Origin of the sequence: Streptomyces sp. NPDC085900, from assembly GCF_044540925.1 — a bacterium.
Classification (GTDB): domain Bacteria; phylum Actinomycetota; class Actinomycetes; order Streptomycetales; family Streptomycetaceae; genus Streptomyces; species Streptomyces gilvifuscus.
Genome location: NZ_JBITSP010000002.1, coordinates 513,833 through 531,437, shown reverse-complemented (window position 1 = coordinate 531,437; position 17,605 = coordinate 513,833). Strand labels below are relative to the sequence as shown.

Below are 17,605 nucleotides of genomic sequence, written 5' to 3'. Positions count from 1 at the left end.
CCTGATCCGGTCGCCGAGCCCATGACAAGGGCGTGTCTCCGGTCCTGCGGGGGCTGAGGCTTCGGCGGGCGACGGGTGCCGGGCCGCCCGACCGGGGATGACCTGCGGCTCCGCTAGCCTGGTCGCACGATGAACGACCGTATGACGACGCCCTGGGGCGAGTTCGCGCTGACCCGTTTCCCCGAGGATCCGCGCGAGCGGCTGCGCGCGTGGGACGCCTCCGACGAGTATCTGCTCGCCCACCTCGCCGAGGAGAAGGTCCCGCTGTCCGGCACGGTCGTGGTCCTCGGTGATCGCTGGGGCGCGCTGGTCACGGCGCTGGCCGAGCACCGGCCCACGCAGATCACCGACTCCTTCCTCGCGCAGGAGGCCGCCCGGCTCAACCTCGCGCGCAACGGCGTCGAGACCGGTGCCGTACGCCTGCTGACCACCCAGGACGCGCCGCCGGAGCGGGTCGACGTCCTGCTGGTGCGGGTGCCGAAGAGCCTCGCCCTGCTGGAGGACCAGCTGCTGCGGCTGGCGCCCGCCGTGCACGAGGGCACGGTCGTCGTCGGCACGGGCATGGTGAAGGAGATCCACACCTCGACGCTGGAGCTGTTCGAGCGGATCCTCGGTCCGACGCGCACCTCTCTCGCGGTGAAGAAGGCCCGGCTGATCTTCTGCACGCCCGATCCGTCGCTGGAACGGCCCGCCGACCCGTGGCCGTACAGCTACACGCTGCCCGAGGACATCGGTCCGGTCTCGGGGCGCACGGTCGTCAACCACGCGGGTGTCTTCTGCGCCGACCGGCTGGACATCGGCACCCGGTTCTTCCTGCGGCACCTGCCCGCCCCGGGCGCTCGCCGGGTCGTGGACCTCGGGTGCGGCAACGGGGTCGTCGGGACGGCCGTGGCGGTCGCCGACCCGGACGCCGAAGTGCTGTTCGTCGACGAGTCGTTCCAGGCCGTGGCCTCCGCGGAGGCCACGTACAGGGCGAACGGGGTGCCCGGGCATGCCGAGTTCCGGGTCGGGGACGGGCTGGCGGGGGTGCCGACCGGAAGTGTCGACCTGGTGCTCAACAATCCGCCGTTCCACTCCCACCAGGCGACGACGGACGCGACGGCGTGGCGGATGTTCACCGGGGCGAAGCGCGTGCTGCGGCCCGGCGGCGAGCTGTGGGTGGTCGGCAACCGGCACCTGGGCTACCACGTCAAGCTCAAGCGGCTGTTCGGCAACAGCCGCCTGGTCGCGAGCGACCCGAAGTTCGTGGTGCTCAAAGCCGTCAAGCGGTGATCAGGTCAGTGTCCGGATGATGCCGGTCACGGTCGTCACCATCGCCTCCCGGCCGACGCCGAGATACTTGCGCGAGTCGACCGCCTCGGGGTGGGCGGCGAGGAAGTCCCGGATCGCGCCCGTCATGGCGATGTTGAGGGCGGTGCCGATGTTCACCTTGGAGATGCCGCCCGCGACGGCCGCGACGAGCTCGTGGTCCGGTACGCCCGAGGAGCCGTGCAGCACGAGGGGCACGTCCAGGGCTGCCGAGAGGCGCTTGAGGAGGGTGTGGTCGAGGGTGGCGGTGCGGGTCGTCATGGCGTGCGTGCTGCCGATGGCGACGGCGAGGGCGTCCACTCCTGAGTCGGCGACGAAGGCGCGGGCCTGGTCGGGGTCGGTACGGGCGCCGGGGGCATGGGCGTCGAGGGCGGGCTGTCCTGCCTTGCCGCCGACCTGGCCCAACTCGGCCTCGATCCAAAGGCCTTGGGCGTGCGCCCAGTCGGCCGCCGCCCGGGTCGCGGCGAGGTTGCGTTCGTAGGGCAGGCGGGCCGCGTCGTACATGACCGAGCTGAAACCGGCGTCCACGGCCTGGCGCAGCAGGTCGTCGCTCTGGACGTGGTCGAGGTGCAAGGCCACGGGCACCGCGGCGCGTTCGGCGGCGGCGACGGCCGCGCGGGCCAGTGGGAGCAGCCTGCCGTAGCGGAACTTGACCGCGTTCTCGCTGACTTGGAGCACCACGGCGGCCTGCGCGGTCTCGGCGCCGGCGATGACGGCCTCGATGTGCTCCAGCGTGATGATGTTGAAGGACGGGACGGCGGAGTGCGCGGCGGCGGCCCGGGCGACGAGTTCGCCGGTGGTGACGAGGGGCACGGTTTCTCCCGTTCGAAGAGGTGCGTCAGGGGGCGAGGATCACCGAGCGGGTGAGGTGGCGGGGCCGGTCCGGGTCGAGGTCGCGGGCCGCGGCTACGGCGACGGCCAGGCGCTGGGCGCGGACCAGTTCGGCGAGCGGGTCCAGGTGGCCCGCGATCCACAACGCGCCGGTGCCCCGCACCTGGTCGGCCAGGCCCTCGGGTGCCTCGCCGAACATCCAGGTGGCAGTGCCGTGGGTGGTGACGCTGATGGGGCCGTGCCGGTACTCCATCGCCGGGTAGGACTCGGTCCAGGCGAGTGCGGCCTCGCGCATCTTCAGGCCGGCCTCGTTGGCCAGGCCCACCGTCCAGCCGCGGCCCAGGAAGGTGAACTGCGTGCAGTCGACGAGCCGTTCGGGCAGGGGCCGGGAGAGGGCGGTGCGGGCGTCGGCGACGACGGCGTCGGTGTGCAGGCCGAGGTGGGCGCGCAGCAGGGTGAGCGCGGTGGTGGCGAACCGGGTCTGGACGACGGACCGTTCGTCGGCGAAGTCGAGGACGACGACGTCGTCGGCCGCCCGCATGACCGGGGTGTGCGGGTCGGCGGTGAGCGCGGTCGTGCGGGTGCTCCCGTTCAACTCGTCGAGGAGATGCAGGACTTCGGTGGTGGTGCCCGAGCGGGTGAGGGCCAGGACGCGGTCGTAGGAGCGGCCGCGGGGGAACTCGGAGGCGGCGAAGGCGTCCGTCTCGCCCTGTCCCGCCGACTCGCGCAGCGCGGCGGCGGCCTGCGCCATGAAGTACGAGGTGCCGCATCCGACGATCGCGACCCGCTCCCCCGGCGCCGGGAGCACCGCCGCGTGCCGCGGCGCCTCGGTCGCGGCCCGTGTCCAGCACTCCGGCTGACTCGTCAGCTCGTCCTCGACGTGCGTCATGTCGCACCCCTCCCTCTGTCTGCTTGTTCTTGCAAGATATAGCGAGCTTTCGAGCACAATCAAGCATTCGAGCGCGTTCAGGGTGCGCTAGGGTCGCCGGGAGACCGAGGAATGGAGGGCGGATGTCGCGCGACGCCCGCTGGAAGGCGCTGCTGGAGCTGCTCGTCGAGCGCGGTCGGCTGGACGTCGAGGAGGCGGCCGGCGAGCTGGAAGTCTCCGCGGCGACGATCCGGCGCGACTTCGACCAGCTCGCCGAACAGCAGATGCTGGTGCGCACCCGCGGCGGCGCGGTGGTGCACGGGGTGTCGTACGAGCTGCCGCTGCGCTACAAGACGGCCCGGCACGCCTCCGAGAAGCAGCGGATCGCGAAGGCGGTGGCGGAGCTGATCACGCCCGGCCAGGCGGTGGGGCTGACCGGCGGCACCACGACGACCGAGGTGGCGCGCGCCCTCGCCGTGCGCGGCGACCTCACCTCCGGCTCCCCCGCGCTCACCGTCGTCACGAATGCCCTCAACATCGCCAACGAGCTCGCCGTACGCCCCCAGTTCAAGATCGTGGTCACCGGCGGGGTCGCGCGCCCGCAGTCGTACGAGCTCATCGGGCCGCTCGCGGACGGCGTGCTCGGGCAGATCACCGTCGACGTGGCGGTGCTCGGCGTCGTCGCCTTCGACGTCACGCACGGGGCCGCGGCGCACGACGAGGCGGAGGCCGCCATCAACCGGCTGCTGTGCGAGCGCGCCGAGCGGGTGGTCGTCGCCGCCGACTCCAGCAAGCTGGGTCAGCGGGCGTTCGCGCGGATCTGCGCGGCCGGGGCCGTGAACACGCTGGTGACGGACACGGCGGCGGACCCGGAGGAGGTCCGCCGGTTCGAGGAGGCGGGCGTCGTGGTCCTCACGGTCTGACCCGGCACGTCCGGGGGTACCGCGATCCACGCGCCGCCGGCCCCGTTTCCGCCTAGGCTGAGTGCCGGGATGCGTGTCGGGTGCGGGAGGCAGCGATGGGCGCACGAGCGATCGACCAGGACGTCCCGACGGCCGCCGGCCGGTATCTGCCGATCGCCGAGCACGGGCTGATCGGCGATCTGCGCAGCGTGGCCCTGGTGGGCACGGACGGCACCATCGACTGGTACTGCTGCCCGGCCTTCGACGCGCCGAGCGTCTTCGCGGCGATCCTGGACGCCGACCGGGGCGGTTGCTTCGAGCTGGCCGCATCCGTGCCGGCGAAGACGAAGCAGTTCTACTTCCCCGACACCAACGTCCTGATCACCCGCTTCTTCACCGAGGACGGCGTCGGCGAGGTGCAGGACTTCATGCCGGTCGACGACGGGTTCGGGGAGCCGGAGCGGCATCGGCTGATCCGGCGCGTGGTGTGCGTGCGGGGCTCCATCCCGTTCCGCACCCGGGTCGCGCCGCGTTTCGCCTACGGCACCCGGCCGCACACCGTACGGATGGACGGTGAGGTCGCCGTCTTCGAGGCCGACGAGCTCTCCCTCGCCCTGACGTCGACGGTTCCCCTGGAGGCCGAAGGCCTGGACGCGCGGGCCGACTTCAAGCTGTCCGAGGGCGAGACGGCGGTGTTCGCGCTGGACCAGGTCGGCGGTGCCGTGGAGCCGCGCCGCTGCGCGAAGGTCGAGGCCGAGGAGCAGTTCAACACGACGGTGGTGTACTGGCGCCGCTGGCTGTCGGCCTCCAAGTACCGTGGCCGCTGGCGGGAGATGGTGCACCGCTCGGCGCTCACCCTCAAGCTCCTCACCTACGCGCCCACCGGCGCCATCGTGGCCGCGCCGACGACGAGCCTGCCCGAGCAGCTGGGCGGCGAGCGCAACTGGGACTACCGGTACGTGTGGGTGCGTGACGCGGCCTTCTGCGTGTACGCGCTGCTGCGGCTCGGGTTCACCGACGAGGCCGAGGCGTTCATGAAGTTCGTGACCCGGCACGTCAGTCCGGGCGACGGCAGGCCCTCCGGCCCGCTGCAGATCATGTACGGCATCGACGGCCGCACCGACCTCACCGAGTCCGAACTCGGCCATCTGGAGGGCCATCACGGCTCGGCGCCGGTCCGGATCGGCAACGCCGCCGCCGAGCAGCTCCAGCTCGACATCTACGGCGCGCTCATCGACTCCATCTACCTCTACGACAAGTGGGCCAAGCCCATCTCCAGCGACCAGTGGGACGACGTGTGCGCCCTGGTGGACTGGGTGTGCGAGCACTGGAATCAGCCGGACGAGGGGATCTGGGAGACCCGCGGCGGGCGCAAGAACTTCCTGTACTCGCGCCTGATGTGCTGGGTGGCGATCGAGCGGGCCATCCGCATGGCCCACCGCCGGGGCCTGCCGGCCGACCTGCCGCGCTGGCGCCAGAGCCGTGACACGATCTACCGGCGGATCATGAAAGAGGGCTGGTCGGACCGGCGGCAGGCCTTCGTGCAGCACGAGGGCGGCGATGTGCTGGACGCCGCGGTGCTGATGATGCCGCTGACGAAGTTCATCGCGCCGACCGACCCCAAGTGGCTGTCCACGCTCGACGCCCTCACCCACGAGCTGGTCTCCGACTCGCTCGTCTACCGCTACGACCCGATGGCGAGCCCCGACGGGCTGCGCGGCGACGAAGGCACCTTCTCCATCTGCTCGTTCTGGTACGTCGAGGCGATGGTCCACGCCGGGCGGGTCGACGAGGCACGCCTGGCGTTCGAGAAGATGCTCACGTACGCCAACCACCTCGGCCTGTACGCCGAGGAGATCAGCCAGACCGGGGAGCAACAGGGCAACTTCCCGCAGGCGTTCACGCATCTGGCGCTGATCAGCGCGGCCTTCAACCTGGACAAGGCGCTGGGCTGACGCGGGTGTAGGTGACACCACCCCGCATCCGGTGTCCAGACCCAGGGACGGCGGACCGCGCGAGCGACAGGATTCATGACGTCGGCACAACGGCCGACGCCTCATCCGTCGTCGCAGCTCGGGGGACCACCCATGAACGAAGTCTTCGCCAGGCGCCTGACCGGCATCGCCGGCGTCGTCGCCGCGGTCGCGCTCATCGTCCAAGTACCCCTGTACTTCGTCTACTCGGGGCCGCCGCCGGACGCGAACGTGCTGTCCCGGCTGCTGCTCGGCATCGTCGGACTCACCGCACTGGTGCTGTTCGTGACCGCCTTCCGCGAACTGGTCAGGCGCACCCGCCCCGACTACGAGTGGGCGGGCGCGATCGCCTTCACCGTCGGGCTCGTCTACGCGACGATCGCCCTGGTCTCCTCGGGGCTGGAGGCCGGCGCGGTCATCGCCGCCGACCACCCGATCGATCCGACGATCACGGTCAGCGGCACGTACATCCTCTACGGGTCGATCTCCCGGCTGCTGGTCGGACTCTTCCTCGGCACGCTGGGCTACGTGGTCACCCGCACCGGTCTGCTGCCGCGCTGGGTCGGCAGGTCGGCCTCCGCCCTCGCGGTGATCAACCTCGCGTTCGTGCCGTCGCTGTTCTTCGGCAACACGCCCGCGCACTTCTACGCGGCGAACGGCTGGGGCACCACCGCCCTGATGGGCGTGCTCCTCAGCTGGTGGCTGCTGGCCGTGGGCATCTCCACCTACCGCGGCGCGACCGGTGCCCGATCGGCGGTGCCCGCGTAGCCTCGGGGCAGATCATCCCGCGGCGGGGGCCACGAGCGGCCCCCGCCGTGCGTGTCCTGACGCCTGGAGCCCGCATGACGACCGTCGACGGCACACCCGCTCCTCTCACGGACGGCTCCGAGAGCCGGCCGCCTGCGCTGACCCTCGCCCGGGTGCGGCTGGGCCCCGGCGGGCCGCTGGGCAGGGTGCGGATCGACGGCGGCAGGGTCGTCGCCGTCGCGGAGACGGACGAACTCGGCGGCCCCGCCCTGGACATGGACGGGCGCACCGTGCTGCCGGGGCTGTGGGGCGCCCACGTGCACGCGGCGCAGTGGGCCGGCAACCGGCGGCGCGTCGACCTCGCCGGTCTCGGATCCGCGCATGCGGTGGCCGAAGCCGTACGGTCGTACGCGCGTGGTCTGCCGGACGGTGAAGTGCTCGTCGGCCAGGGCTTCCGGGACGGGCTGTGGCCGGACGCGCCGCACAGGGCGCTGCTGGACTCGGTGTGCCCGGACCGGCCGGTCGCGCTGATCAGCGCCGATCTGCACGCCGCGTGGCTGAACTCGGCGTGCCTGGCCCTGGTGGGGCGGCCCGGACACGCGGCGGGGCTGCTGCGGGAGCACGACTGCTTCGAGGTGCTGCGGGCACTTCCCGAGGTACCGGTCGAGGTCCTGGACCGGTGGGTGGCCGAGGCCTGCCGGGATGCCGCCGGTCACGGCGTGACGGGGATCGTCGACTTCCACTTCTCCGACAACCTCGCCGACTGGGGTCGGCGCGCGGGACGGGGGCCGCTCGGGGTGCGGGTGCGGGCCGCCGTGTATCCCGGGCACCTGGACGCGGTGATCGAGCGCGGGTTGCGGACGGGTGACGTGCTGCCCGGCACCGGCGGCCTGGTGCGGGTCGGGCCGCTGAAGCTCTTCACGGACGGCTCCCTCAACACCCGCACCGCCCTGTGCTGCGAGCCGTACCCCGGTCTGGAGGGCACGCCGGAGGCCCACGGCATCGAGGAGACGCCGTACCCCGAGCTGGTCCGTCTGATGCGGCGAGCCGCCGCGCACGGCATCGAGCCCGCCGTCCACGCGATCGGCGACCGGGCCAACACGCTGGCCCTGGACGCGTTCGCGGCGGTGGGCTGCCGGGGCCGGATCGAGCACGCCCAGCTGCTGAGGGCGGCCGACGTGCCGCGGTTCGCGCAACTGGGCGTCACGGCGAGCGTGCAGCCCGCGCACGCAGTCGACGACCGGGACGTGGCGGACCGGCACTGGGCCGGACGCACGGGACGTGCCTTCGCCTACGCCGATCTGCTGGCGGCCGGCGCCCGCCTGGAGTTCGGCTCCGACGCTCCCGTCGCACCGCTCGACCCGTGGCTCGGCATCGCCGCCGCCGTCCACCGCACCGACGACGGGCGGCCCGCCTGGCATCCCGAACAGCGCGTGCCGGTACGGGCGGCGCTCGCGGCGTCGGCCCGGGGCCGCACGGCGATCCGGGCCGGGGACCGGGCCGACCTGGTGATCGTCGAAGCCGACCCCGAGACGGCCGACGCCCGCACACTGCGGCGGATGCCGGTGTACGGCACGCTGCTGGGCGGCCGCTGGACCCACGGCCCCGGCTGACGGAACTCGGCGAGACCGCAACCTTTCGGCCATCCTGAATGTCTTCTGCCATATCAGCACCGACAACGCTTCGGGGGACGAGATGAAACGAAGCAGATCAGCTTGGGCGGCAGTGGCACTCCTGGTCACCGCGCTGGGCGCGAGCGCCCTTCCGGTCGAGGCGGCAACCGCCGCCACCGCCCGCACCACCGCCTGCCCCACGGGCTGGGGCAGCCTGCCCAAGACCCACTCGGCAAGCACCTCGACACCGGTGAAGAACGTCAGGACCGGCCGCCACACCTGCTACGACCGGATGGTCATCGACATCCCCGGCGCGAACCGGAGCGCTCTCGGCTACTCCGTCGAGTACGTCACCCACCTCTACCAGGACGGATCGGGGCGTGAGATCCACGTCGGCGGCGGAGCGATCCTCGAAGTGCGGATCAGCGCGCCCGCGTACGATCCCGAGACCGGCAAGCCGACGTATCCGGCCAAGGCGGGCCGCCCGCTGCCGGGCGTCGACCTCACCGGCTACCGCGCCTTCCGCGACACCCGCTTCGGCGCGAGCTTCGAGGGCTACACCCAGCTCGGGCTCGGCGTGCGGACCCGGCTGCCGTTCCGGGTGCTGCGGACGGACGGCCACGTGATCGTGGACGTGGCCCACAGCTGGAACGGAACCCCCTGACCCCGGAGGCGAGCGCGCTCAGTCGTCGGTGACCAGCTCCACCGGTACGGCGACGACGTCCACCAGCGCGTCGCCGCGCAGGGCGGTCAGGGCCAGCGGGCGCCCGATGGCGTCCTCCAGCATCAGGCGCTGCAACGCCTGCGCGCCGGTCACCGGCTCCTCGCCCGCGGTGAGCAGCAGGTCGCCGGCGCGCAGGCCGGCGCGGGCGGCCGGGGACGCGGGAACGACCTCGACGATCCGCAGGCCCGTGCGCCGGCCGGTGCGGGCGCGCACCGGTGGGGGCAGCGGGCTCGGGGTGCCGGCGAGGCCGAGGTAGGCGCGGCGGACCCGGCCCGTTGCCAGGAGAGCCGCGATGATCTTCCGACTGGTGCCGTTCACGGGGATCGCCAGGCCCAGGCCTATGTCGGCGATGGCGGTGTTGATGCCGACGACCCGGCCGTCGGCGGTGGCGAGCGCGCCACCGGAGCTGCCGGGGTGCAGGGTCGCGTCGGTCTGGACGACGTCGTCGATGACCCGGGTCGCCCGGCCCGTGCCGGCCGGCAGCGACCGGCCCAGCGCGCTGACCACGCCGGCGGTGACGCTGCCGGCCAGGCCGAGCGGGTTGCCGACGGCGACGACGAGCTGGCCGACCCGGAGCGCGTCGGCCTCGCCGAGGCGGGCCGGCGGCGGGGTCGGCCCGTCGGCGCGGACCACGGCGAGGTCGGACAGCGGATCCGCCCCGATGACGTGGAAGGGGATGGTGGTGCCGTCGGCGAAGGAGGCCGTACCGGCGTCGGAGTGGCCGACGACATGGGCGTTGGTCAGCAGGAAGCCGTCGTCGGTGAAGACGACGGCGGAGCCGGTGCCGACCACGAAGCGTCCCGCGCGGCGGTGGGCGGCGTTCAGGGCCGCCACCTTCGGGGTGAGTTCGCCGGCCACGGAGGTGACGGTCCGGGAGTAGGAGTCGACCGCGGCCTGCTCCTCGCCGGAGCGGTCGGGCCCGGAAAGTGTCTCGGCCACGAGTCGGCCTTTCCGCTTGCCCAAGAGGCTGGAATTACATGCTTACACCCCTGCCCCGGCAAGCGGACCGGACTTCGCTGCGGGCTGACGCCCGCCCGCCGCCCACGCTCAGCGGGTGCCGGGCCCCGCTCCACCCGGTCCGGTCCCCCGCGAGGTGCGCAGCGTGCCGATCGTCCTCAGCAGGCGGTCGGCGGGGGCGCGCAGCTCGGGGTGGGCATTGACGGTGTTGCGCAGGCCGCGCACCGGCCGGCGCCACAGCCGGTGGGCCGTCGCCACGGGGTGGGGGCGGCTGGCGAAGCCCTCCGACACGCGCAGCTCGCGGGTCTTGAGCCAGTCCTTGTACTCCTTGTCGCCGCGGCCGAGGTCCATGAGCGTCACCCCGTTGCGGGCCGCCGCCTCGGCGGTGCGCAGGTGCATCATCAGGCCGGGCGAGTAGTAGTGCAGTTCGGGGTCGTAGGCGGTGAACCAGGCCGCGAGCACGGTGCGCGATCTCGGCCCGAAGTGGGCGGCGACCGGGCGGTCTCCGGCGTACAGGACGGACAGCACCCCGGTGAAGTGGGGCTCCCGGACCTGGAACAGGTGGTTCACCAGGTCGACGATCCACGGCTTGGAGAAACGGTCCATCCGTCCGGTTCTGCGGTACTGGGCGGACTTCCACTGCATGAGCCGGCGCAGCATCCGCGGGTCGCGCTCGTCGAACTCGAAGCGCACCTCGCCGACGTCGCGGCCGAGGCGGCGCTCCTTCTTCAACGTGGTCTTGGCGAGCCCCGGGTAGGCGCCGCGCAGCCACTGGGCGTAGCCGCTGGGGTCGGGCTTGAGGTCGACGACCGGGGAGGCGAACGTCCCCGTGACATGTCTGCCGAACGGTTTCTGTTCCGCGACGAGATGATCGAACTCGAAGATGGACAGCCCGCACGCCTTCAGCAGTTCCTGGGCGTCCCAGGTGAAGCCGGGGCGGTGCACCAGGGCCTGGCAGTCGGACAGGCCGAGACCGACGGCCCGGCCGACGCCGAAGGGGTTGCGCTCGTAGGGGAAGAACCCAGCCGGGTCCCCGCCCTCGCGCAGGACGGCGATGCGCGCACCGGACCGGTACCGGCCGACGCCGAGGGCGAACTCGGGCGCCAGGAAGGGGTTGGAGTACTCCGGCGACTCGTCCATGGCCCGGTGCCAGGCTTCGCGCAGTGAGGCGTTCAGTTCGTCGGCTCTGTGGATCGTGACGTCCACTTCAGATCAACCGTCCTTCCACAGGCTCCGCGAGGAACGCGCCGACGGCGGCGCAGGCCGGATGGGCGGGTGACCTTCTGTTCATGGATCGCATCGGCGATCGCTCCCCCGTGACGTCCCCCCATGACGCGCTGTCCGCGTCCTACCGCTTAATTCAGTATCAGCCGATTCCACGCTGTGTACACGCTCGTTTCGCGATTGACCCCTCCGGTCGCGAACTGTCCGACGTGGATCAAACGTCGCGAAACAGTACGCATGTTGTCAAGAGCGCCTACCCAGGGGGAGGTCGGTGATGCGCCATCCGTCGAACCGCTCGCGCCGCCAGGGCTACCGCGGGCGACCCCGAGGCCTACTCCGCGCGCACCGCCCCCACCCACACCCCGTCCTCCGTCAGGTACGCGTCCACCCGCAGGCCTGCCTCCGCCAGTGCCTCCTCGAACTGCTCCTTGGTCAGGGGCCGGGTGAGGAAGGTGTGGGTCCAGGTGGCGTCCGGGAACGCGTACTCCGCGTGAACCGAGTTCACCCCGTCACCGACCGGTTCTGCCGAGACGATCCGTACCGTGCAGCCGCTGGGGTCGACGCGTTCGCGGGGCACGTTCGTGTGCCAGTCGGCGCCTTCGCGCTGGATCAGCACGCGGCCGCCGGGGGCGAGATGCCGTACGCAGGTGCGCAGCAGCGCCCGGCGCACCTCGGCGTCGCCCGCGTGCACCAGGAACGACGCGAGCAGCACGGCGTCGAAGGTCTCTCCGAGGTCCAGTTCCTCGATCGGCGCGCATATCGTGCGTGCCCCGCGGACCCGGGCGAGCATCTCCGGCGACTCGTCCACCGCCGTCACCGCGAAGCCGCGCTCCAGCAGTGGACGGGTCACCCGCCCCACGCCGCAGCCGAGTTCCAGGATGCGCGCCCCTTGCGGCACGGCCGCGGCGACGACGTCGGGCTCCTCCCGCACCGGCAACCGCGCGTACAGCTCGACCGCGCATCCGTCCGGCGTGATCGCACCGGGCCCCGTCCCGCTGTGCCCGGATCGCATGTTCAGCGCCATGCCGTTCCAACGAACCTCCGCCCGCCGCCGTTCCCTTCACCCTGCAAGCGTTTTCGGACATTCACGGCCCGGTCATGTCGGGGGCGTTGAGCTCGGGGCCGGCCGCACTAGCGTCTGCAGACGGCCCGACCCGACACGAGTGAGGTAGTGATGTCCGCAAGACACGTCCTCGCCGGCCTGGCGCTGGCTCCGTTGTTCGCCCTCCCGGTGGCCGCTCACGCCACGCCCTACGACGGCACCCCTGTACCGCGCTCGAAGAGCCGGTTCGATCTGCAGGCCCATCGGGGCGGCATCGGCATGACGACCGAGGAGTCCCTCGCGGGGTTCGCCAAGGCGATGCGGCTCGGTGTGTCCACCCTGGAACTGGACACGCAGATCACCAAGGACGAGAAGGTCGTCGTCACCCACGACCGGCAGGTCAGCTCCGTCAAGTGCCGTGACACGGCACCGGTCACGCCGAGCGACCCGGTGTACCCGTACGTCGGCAAGTACATCAAGGACCTGACGCTGGCCCAGATCAAGACGATGGACTGCGGTTACCGGCAGCTCCCCGGCTTCCCGGAGCAGGAGGTGGTCGAGGGCAACCGGATGGCCGAACTGAAGGACGTCCTGAACCTGGTCAAGAGCTACCGCGCGTGGGGACTGAAGCTGAACATCGAGACCAAGGTGGAGGCGGGCGCACCCGAGGAGACGGCTCCGCGCGAGCTGTTCGTGCGCCGGGTGTACGAGGAGATCCACCGCTCCGGCATCGAACGCCAGGTCACCATCGAGTCGTTCGACTGGGGCGCGCTGAAGGTCATGCACCGGCTGGCCCCCAGGTGGCCGCTGGTCGCCCTGACCAACTACGACTTCCTCCAGGTGGGCCTGCCCGGAGCCTCGCCGTGGCTGGGCGGCATCGACGCCGACGACTACGGCGGCGACTTCGTCAAGGCCGCCGCGACGATTCCCGGCGTGCGCGCCCTCTCCCCCAACTACGGCTTCCCGCAGACCGGCAAGGTCGGCGACCCCGGATTCCGCTTCTACTCGGACCGGGCGATGGTCCGCGAGGCCCACGCGCGCGGGCTGAAGGTCGTTCCGTGGACCTGCGACGACCCGGCCACCGTCGAGGCGCTCATGGACATGGGTGTCGACGGCGTCATCACGAACTACCCCGATCACGTCCGGCAGATCATGGCCGACCGTGGCATGCGCCTGCCGAGGCCCTATGAGCCCCACCGGCCCACCGCTCCGGGGCGTGCTGACAGTGCCAAGTGATCGCCGCCGGTGAGCCGGTCCTGGCGGCCGTGTCAGTCGTGCGGCGCCTGACCGCTCACCCGGTGGTCCGCGTGGCTGAGCGCCTCCAGGACTAGGCGGCGCAGATGCCCGTCGCTGAGGCGGTAGTGGATGTGTCGGCCCTCCCGGCGCGTGTCGACGAGGCCGGCCAGGCGCAGCTTCGCCAGGTGCTGGCTGACCGCCGTACGTGAGGCGTCGGTGTGCTCGGTGAGCGTCCCGACGTCCGACTCGCCCTGCGCCAGCAGCCACAGCAGATGCAGCCGGGTGGCGTCCGAGAGCATCGCGAAGACCCCGGTCGCCTCGGCCAGCCGTGCGCTGTCCGGGGTCCGCAGATGCGCACCGGATGCAGTTGACATGGGGTCGCGTCCCGACATGGGAACAGCGTAGAGGCACCGCGGCCCGGCGAGGGCGGAGGCATCGGCGCAGCCTGACTCCCCTTCCAGCCATCATGTGCGCAGATGCGCACATGATGGCTACACTGGTCGCACCGAGCCGCCTCGCGCCCCCGGAGCCGCCGCATGCTCGCCGTCCTGCGCAACCGCACCTACCGCCACCTCTTCGCCGCCCAGGTGATCGCCCTGGTCGGCACCGGGCTGGCGACCGTGGCCCTCGGGCTGCTGGCGTACGACATCGCGGGCGGCGACGCGGGCGCGGTGCTCGGCACCGCCCTCGCGATCAAGATGGTGGCCTATGTCCTCATCGCACCGGCGATCGGCGCGTTCGCCGACCGGCTGCCCCGCCGGGCGCTGATGGTCGCCGCCGATCTGACCCGGGCCGGGGTCGCGCTGCTGCTGCCGTTCGTGGACCAGGTCTGGCAGGTGTACGTCCTGGTCTTCCTGCTGCAGTCGGCCTCGGCCGCGTTCACCCCCGCCTTCCAGGCCGTCATCCCCGACGTGCTGCCCGAGGAGCGCGACTACACCCACGCCCTGTCGCTGTCCCGGCTCGCCTACGACCTGGAGAGCCTGTTCTCCCCGGCACTCGCCGCGGCCCTGCTGACCGTGGTCACCTACAACTGGCTGTTCACCGGCACGGTGTTGGGCTTCGTCGCGTCGTCAGCGCTCGTGGTCTCCGTACTGCTGCCGAAGCCGGCCGCCACCGGCTCCACGCGACCCGGCCGCGTCCACGCCAGGGCCACCGCGGGCACCCGGCTCTTCTTCGCCGTCCCGCAACTGCGCGCGCTGCTCGCCCTGAACCTCGCGGTCGCCGCCGCGAGCGCGATGGTGACCGTCAACTCCGTCGTCTACGTGCGCGACGTGCTGGACCGGCCGGCCGGTGCGGTACCTCTCGCGCTGGGCGCGTACGGCGCGGGGTCGATGGCCGTGGCGCTCGTGCTGCCCCGGGTGCTGGAGAAGGTCCCCGAACGTGCCGTGATGCTGCGCGGGGCCCTGCTGCTCGGGCTCGTCTTCGTGGGGCTCGGCGCCATCACGGCGGCGGGGAGCGGGAGTTGGCGCTGGCCCGCGCTGCTGGTGGTCTGGGCGGCCTTCGGCGCCGCCTGTTCGATGGTGCTCACGCCCACCGGACGGCTCGTGCGTCGGGCCGCGCCGGCCGAGGAGCGTACGGCGGCGTTCGCGGCCCAGTTCTCGCTCTCGCACAGCTGCTGGCTGCTCACCTACCCCCTGGCGGGGTGGCTCGGCGCGGAGGCCGGTCTGCAGGCGGCCGTCGTCACCCTCGGCGCGATCGCGCTGGCCGCGTCCGCGGGGGCGGCGCGGTTGTGGCCGTCGCCGCGAACGGCCGCCGTCGGCTACGGCCCCGCCGCATCGCCCCGCCCGCTCACCACCGCACGCCGCATGGCACACGACCGCTGAGAGTTCCCGGGCTCAGGGTGCGGAGTCCTTCTTGTCGCTCGCCGCCGCGTAGGCCTGGGCCGGGGTCATGGCCACGCCGTTGATCTCGACGGTCTTGTACGGGCTGACCTTCGCGCAGGTCTTGGCCTTGTCGGCGGTCTGGGCGTGGGCGTCGGAGACGGCAGCGTGCGTGTCGGCGGGCGCCGCCGACGAGCCGCCCGAGGAGGGGTACGTCGTACCGGAGGGCCAGTCGCCGCCGATGACCAGGACCACGCCCGCCGCGGTGCCCTGGGTCAGGTGCGAGGCGGGCAGCCCCAGCGCGGCGGCGACGGTCTGGGCCTTGGCCTTCTGCCCGGGCCCGTACGTGATCGTCGTCCTCGACGACTGGGCGGGGGCGTTGCCCGAGGTGGTGCCGGAGCCGAAGCCCTTGGCGAGGAGCCCGTCGGCGACGACCGAGGCACGTCCGCCGGTGGTGGTGCCGTTCTCCACCTCGACGGCGACCTCGGAGGCGGGCACCGTGGCCGCGGCGGACGCGGACGGCGCGGCGGACGCCTTCTTCTTGCCGCCGCTCAGCGACTGGTCGTTGACGATGGCGGCGAACAGGGCCTTCGCCGCGGCCGCGGGCACGACCCGGTTGGCGTCGGCCGGGTCGGCCCCGGTCTGCATGGTGGTGAACGTCATCCGCTTGGAGGGGACCTTGTTCAGGTCGGTCGCGAGGTCGACCAGCTTGGAGACGCTGCCCAGCCCGGTGTCCACGGTCAGCGCCTTGGTGGCCGCGTCGGCGAGGGAGTACACCTTGGTCGGGTTCTCCAGCGTGCCCGCGCTCTTGAACTTGCGGATCATGGCGCTGAGGAAGAGGTGCTGGGAGACGGTACGGCCCAGGTCGCTGCCGTCGCCGAAGCCGTGCCGGGAGCGGACGAACTCCAGTGCCGCGTCCCCCTTGAGAGTGTGGGTGCCCTTGGCGAGCTTGAGGTGCGAGTAGGTGTCGTAGACGTTGTCACTGACGCACACCGACACACCGCCCACCGCGTCGGACATCTTCACGACGCCCGAGAAGTCCAGCATCACGAAGTGGTCGACGGTGATGCCGGTGAGGTCGTGGACGGTCTTGACCTGGCAGGCCGGGCCGTACTGCAGGGCGCTGTTGATCTGCCCGTAGTAGCCGCCCGTGGACTGGTTGCTGTCGGGGTCCTTGCAGGCGGGGACCCGGGTCATGGTGTCGCGGGGGATGCTCATCACGGTGGCGTTGGAGCGGTCGGCGGAGACGTGCACCAGCATCTCCACGTCCGCGTTGTGCCCGACGGTCGACTTCGCCGAGCCGCAGCCGCCGCCCAGTTTGCAGTCGGCGGCGTTGTTCCGGCCGTCCGAGCCGATCACCAGGATGTTGATCGGGGTCCGTCCGAAGGCGTCCGCCTTCTCCTTGCCGCCGGCACCGTCGTCGAGGGCGACGCTGTTGATGTTGCCGTCGAGGTGCTCGTACAGCCAGGCGCCGGCGCCCGCGATCACCAGGACCAGCCCCGAGACGGTGAACAGGGCTATGCGTGCCAGCCGCCTGCGGCGGGCCACGGGTTTGGCCCGGCGCCCCGCGCGGCGTCCCCGTGTCTGGGCCGCCCGCCGGGCGGCCGCCCGGCCGCCGGGGGCGAGGCCGGACGCCTCGTCACCCGTCTCCCGTTGCCGGGGGACTCCGGCCGTCCGGCTGCGGGTGCCCGCACGGCCGCGGGTTTCGCCCCAGGGGTCGCTCAAGTCCCACTCCCTACGCTGTGGCCGACGCCAACCGTCCCGGCGCGACGACCGGGCGGCGGGCGACCGCCCCGCACGTCAGGGCGCACCCCACGGCTTGGATGATTGCGCAATATAGCAACCGTTGCTGAGCCCGCCCGTGGGCGGGATCACATCCCCGCCTGCGCGTTCGAGGTCCCGATCACGACCGCCGCGGCGGCGGCGCGCTCGTCCGGGGCGGACGTCAGGCGGGGGGCTTCGCCGACCCCTGTGTGGCCTGCAGATCGGCGAGCAGTTCCGCCTGCCCGGCCAGCACCCCGGAGAGGATCGTCCGCGCCACCCGCAACAGCTCGGCGACCTCCGGACTGGTCAGCGAGTAGTACACGGTCGAGCCCTCCTTGCGGGTCACGACCAGGTTCGCCCGCCGCAGCACCGCGAGCTGCTGGGACAGGTGCGCGGGTTCGATGCCCACCTCGGGCAGCATCTCCGCGACCGCGTGCTCCCGTTCGCTCAGGAGCTCCAGGACACGGATGCGCGCCGGGTGCCCGAGGGTTTTGAAGAACTCGGCCTTCAGCTGGTACAGCGGCGTGCTCACCGTGCCGTCTCCTCAACCCGCGCAAAAGATCGGACCGCCGCATCCGGCGGTACGACATCATCAA

Annotated in this window: 16 protein-coding genes; 8 read left to right on the top strand and 8 right to left on the bottom strand. The window is 72.2% G+C overall.

Going from position 1 to position 17,605, the window contains the following annotated elements:
- Positions 1–141 precede the first annotated feature (141 nt).
- Positions 142–1,272 (top strand): methyltransferase, encoded by a 1,131-nt coding sequence (locus ACIGDI_RS07130; protein ID WP_399892973.1) that lies wholly within the window; start codon positions 142–144, stop codon positions 1,270–1,272.
- On the opposite strand, the gene ACIGDI_RS07125 is transcribed toward ACIGDI_RS07130, so the two are convergent.
- Together ACIGDI_RS07125 and ACIGDI_RS07120 are read right to left on the bottom strand one after the other, a co-directional pair.
- The gene (locus tag ACIGDI_RS07125; RefSeq protein WP_399891709.1) at positions 1,273–2,121 is read right to left on the bottom strand and encodes a ketose-bisphosphate aldolase; all 849 of its coding nucleotides are present in this window, start codon (positions 2,119–2,121) and stop codon (positions 1,273–1,275) included. It abuts the gene before it with no gap.
- A gap of 25 nt (positions 2,122–2,146) precedes the next feature.
- On the bottom strand, positions 2,147–3,028 hold the full coding sequence (locus ACIGDI_RS07120; protein ID WP_399891706.1) for an SIS domain-containing protein: 882 nt from the start codon (positions 3,026–3,028) through the stop codon (positions 2,147–2,149).
- Between the two features lie 122 nt (positions 3,029–3,150).
- On the opposite strand from ACIGDI_RS07120, the gene ACIGDI_RS07115 reads away from it, so the two are divergent.
- From ACIGDI_RS07115 to ACIGDI_RS07095, 5 genes are all read left to right on the top strand, one after another.
- On the top strand, positions 3,151–3,930 hold the full coding sequence (locus ACIGDI_RS07115; RefSeq protein WP_399891703.1) for a DeoR/GlpR family DNA-binding transcription regulator: 780 nt from the start codon (positions 3,151–3,153) through the stop codon (positions 3,928–3,930).
- 95 nt (positions 3,931–4,025) lie between these two features.
- The gene (locus tag ACIGDI_RS07110; protein WP_399891700.1) at positions 4,026–5,864 is read left to right on the top strand and encodes a glycoside hydrolase family 15 protein; all 1,839 of its coding nucleotides are present in this window, start codon (positions 4,026–4,028) and stop codon (positions 5,862–5,864) included.
- 132 nt (positions 5,865–5,996) lie between these two features.
- Complete coding sequence (locus tag ACIGDI_RS07105) at positions 5,997–6,650, top strand: hypothetical protein (RefSeq protein WP_399891697.1); 654 nt, start codon at positions 5,997–5,999, stop codon at positions 6,648–6,650.
- Between the two features lie 74 nt (positions 6,651–6,724).
- On the top strand, positions 6,725–8,242 hold the full coding sequence (locus ACIGDI_RS07100) for an amidohydrolase (protein WP_399891694.1): 1,518 nt from the start codon (positions 6,725–6,727) through the stop codon (positions 8,240–8,242).
- Positions 8,243–8,324: 82 nt separating this feature from the next.
- Complete coding sequence (locus ACIGDI_RS07095; protein ID WP_399891692.1) at positions 8,325–8,906, top strand: hypothetical protein; 582 nt, start codon at positions 8,325–8,327, stop codon at positions 8,904–8,906.
- An 18-nt stretch (positions 8,907–8,924) separates the two neighbouring features.
- Here ACIGDI_RS07095 and ACIGDI_RS07090 read toward each other — a convergent pair whose 3' ends face one another.
- The 3 genes from ACIGDI_RS07090 to ACIGDI_RS07080 all read right to left on the bottom strand — a co-directional run bounded on the left by ACIGDI_RS07090 (position 8,925) and on the right by ACIGDI_RS07080 (position 12,159).
- A complete protein-coding gene (locus ACIGDI_RS07090; RefSeq protein ID WP_399891689.1) occupies positions 8,925–9,905 on the bottom strand; it encodes a S1C family serine protease in 981 nt (326 codons plus the stop codon).
- A gap of 108 nt (positions 9,906–10,013) precedes the next feature.
- A complete protein-coding gene (locus ACIGDI_RS07085) occupies positions 10,014–11,129 on the bottom strand; it encodes a GNAT family N-acetyltransferase (protein WP_399891686.1) in 1,116 nt (371 codons plus the stop codon).
- Between the two features lie 349 nt (positions 11,130–11,478).
- Entirely contained in the window at positions 11,479–12,159 is a 681-nt protein-coding gene (locus tag ACIGDI_RS07080; RefSeq protein ID WP_399891683.1) for a class I SAM-dependent methyltransferase, read from the bottom strand.
- A gap of 162 nt (positions 12,160–12,321) precedes the next feature.
- Here ACIGDI_RS07080 and ACIGDI_RS07075 point away from each other — a divergent pair, with 162 nt between their 5' ends.
- The gene (locus ACIGDI_RS07075) at positions 12,322–13,425 is read left to right on the top strand and encodes a glycerophosphodiester phosphodiesterase family protein (RefSeq protein WP_399891680.1); all 1,104 of its coding nucleotides are present in this window, start codon (positions 12,322–12,324) and stop codon (positions 13,423–13,425) included.
- Between the two features lie 32 nt (positions 13,426–13,457).
- Here ACIGDI_RS07075 and ACIGDI_RS07070 read toward each other — a convergent pair whose 3' ends face one another.
- Positions 13,458–13,799, bottom strand: a complete 342-nt coding sequence (locus ACIGDI_RS07070) for a metalloregulator ArsR/SmtB family transcription factor (RefSeq protein ID WP_234491065.1) — start codon at positions 13,797–13,799, stop codon at positions 13,458–13,460.
- A gap of 162 nt (positions 13,800–13,961) precedes the next feature.
- Here ACIGDI_RS07070 and ACIGDI_RS07065 point away from each other — a divergent pair, with 162 nt between their 5' ends.
- Positions 13,962–15,248 (top strand): MFS transporter, encoded by a 1,287-nt coding sequence (locus tag ACIGDI_RS07065; RefSeq protein ID WP_399891675.1) that lies wholly within the window; start codon positions 13,962–13,964, stop codon positions 15,246–15,248.
- A gap of 12 nt (positions 15,249–15,260) precedes the next feature.
- Here the strand turns inward: ACIGDI_RS07065 and ACIGDI_RS07060 are convergent, their stop codons facing one another.
- Positions 15,261–16,970, bottom strand: coding sequence for an LCP family protein (locus ACIGDI_RS07060; protein WP_399891672.1), 1,710 nt, complete (start codon positions 16,968–16,970; stop codon positions 15,261–15,263).
- Between the two features lie 220 nt (positions 16,971–17,190).
- Entirely contained in the window at positions 17,191–17,541 is a 351-nt protein-coding gene (locus ACIGDI_RS07055; RefSeq protein ID WP_200701619.1) for a metalloregulator ArsR/SmtB family transcription factor, read from the bottom strand.
- Positions 17,542–17,605 lie beyond the last annotated feature (64 nt).

Excerpts from the sequence above, each read along its gene's own strand:
- ACIGDI_RS07130 (WP_399892973.1), top strand. The coding sequence starts at position 142 with ATGACGACGCCCTGGGGCGAGTTCGCGCTGACCCGTTTCCCCGAGGAT.
- ACIGDI_RS07075 (WP_399891680.1), top strand. The coding sequence starts at position 12,322 with ATGTCCGCAAGACACGTCCTCGCCGGCCTGGCGCTGGCTCCGTTGTTC.
- ACIGDI_RS07100 (WP_399891694.1), top strand. The coding sequence starts at position 6,725 with ATGACGACCGTCGACGGCACACCCGCTCCTCTCACGGACGGCTCCGAG.
- ACIGDI_RS07110 (WP_399891700.1), top strand. The coding sequence starts at position 4,026 with ATGGGCGCACGAGCGATCGACCAGGACGTCCCGACGGCCGCCGGCCGG.
- ACIGDI_RS07080 (WP_399891683.1), bottom strand. The coding sequence starts at position 12,159 with ATGCGATCCGGGCACAGCGGGACGGGGCCCGGTGCGATCACGCCGGAC.
- ACIGDI_RS07105 (WP_399891697.1), top strand. The coding sequence starts at position 5,997 with ATGAACGAAGTCTTCGCCAGGCGCCTGACCGGCATCGCCGGCGTCGTC.
- ACIGDI_RS07120 (WP_399891706.1), bottom strand. The coding sequence starts at position 3,028 with ATGACGCACGTCGAGGACGAGCTGACGAGTCAGCCGGAGTGCTGGACA.
- ACIGDI_RS07070 (WP_234491065.1), bottom strand. The coding sequence starts at position 13,799 with ATGTCAACTGCATCCGGTGCGCATCTGCGGACCCCGGACAGCGCACGG.
- ACIGDI_RS07115 (WP_399891703.1), top strand. The coding sequence starts at position 3,151 with ATGTCGCGCGACGCCCGCTGGAAGGCGCTGCTGGAGCTGCTCGTCGAG.
- ACIGDI_RS07095 (WP_399891692.1), top strand. The coding sequence starts at position 8,325 with ATGAAACGAAGCAGATCAGCTTGGGCGGCAGTGGCACTCCTGGTCACC.
- ACIGDI_RS07065 (WP_399891675.1), top strand. The coding sequence starts at position 13,962 with ATGCTCGCCGTCCTGCGCAACCGCACCTACCGCCACCTCTTCGCCGCC.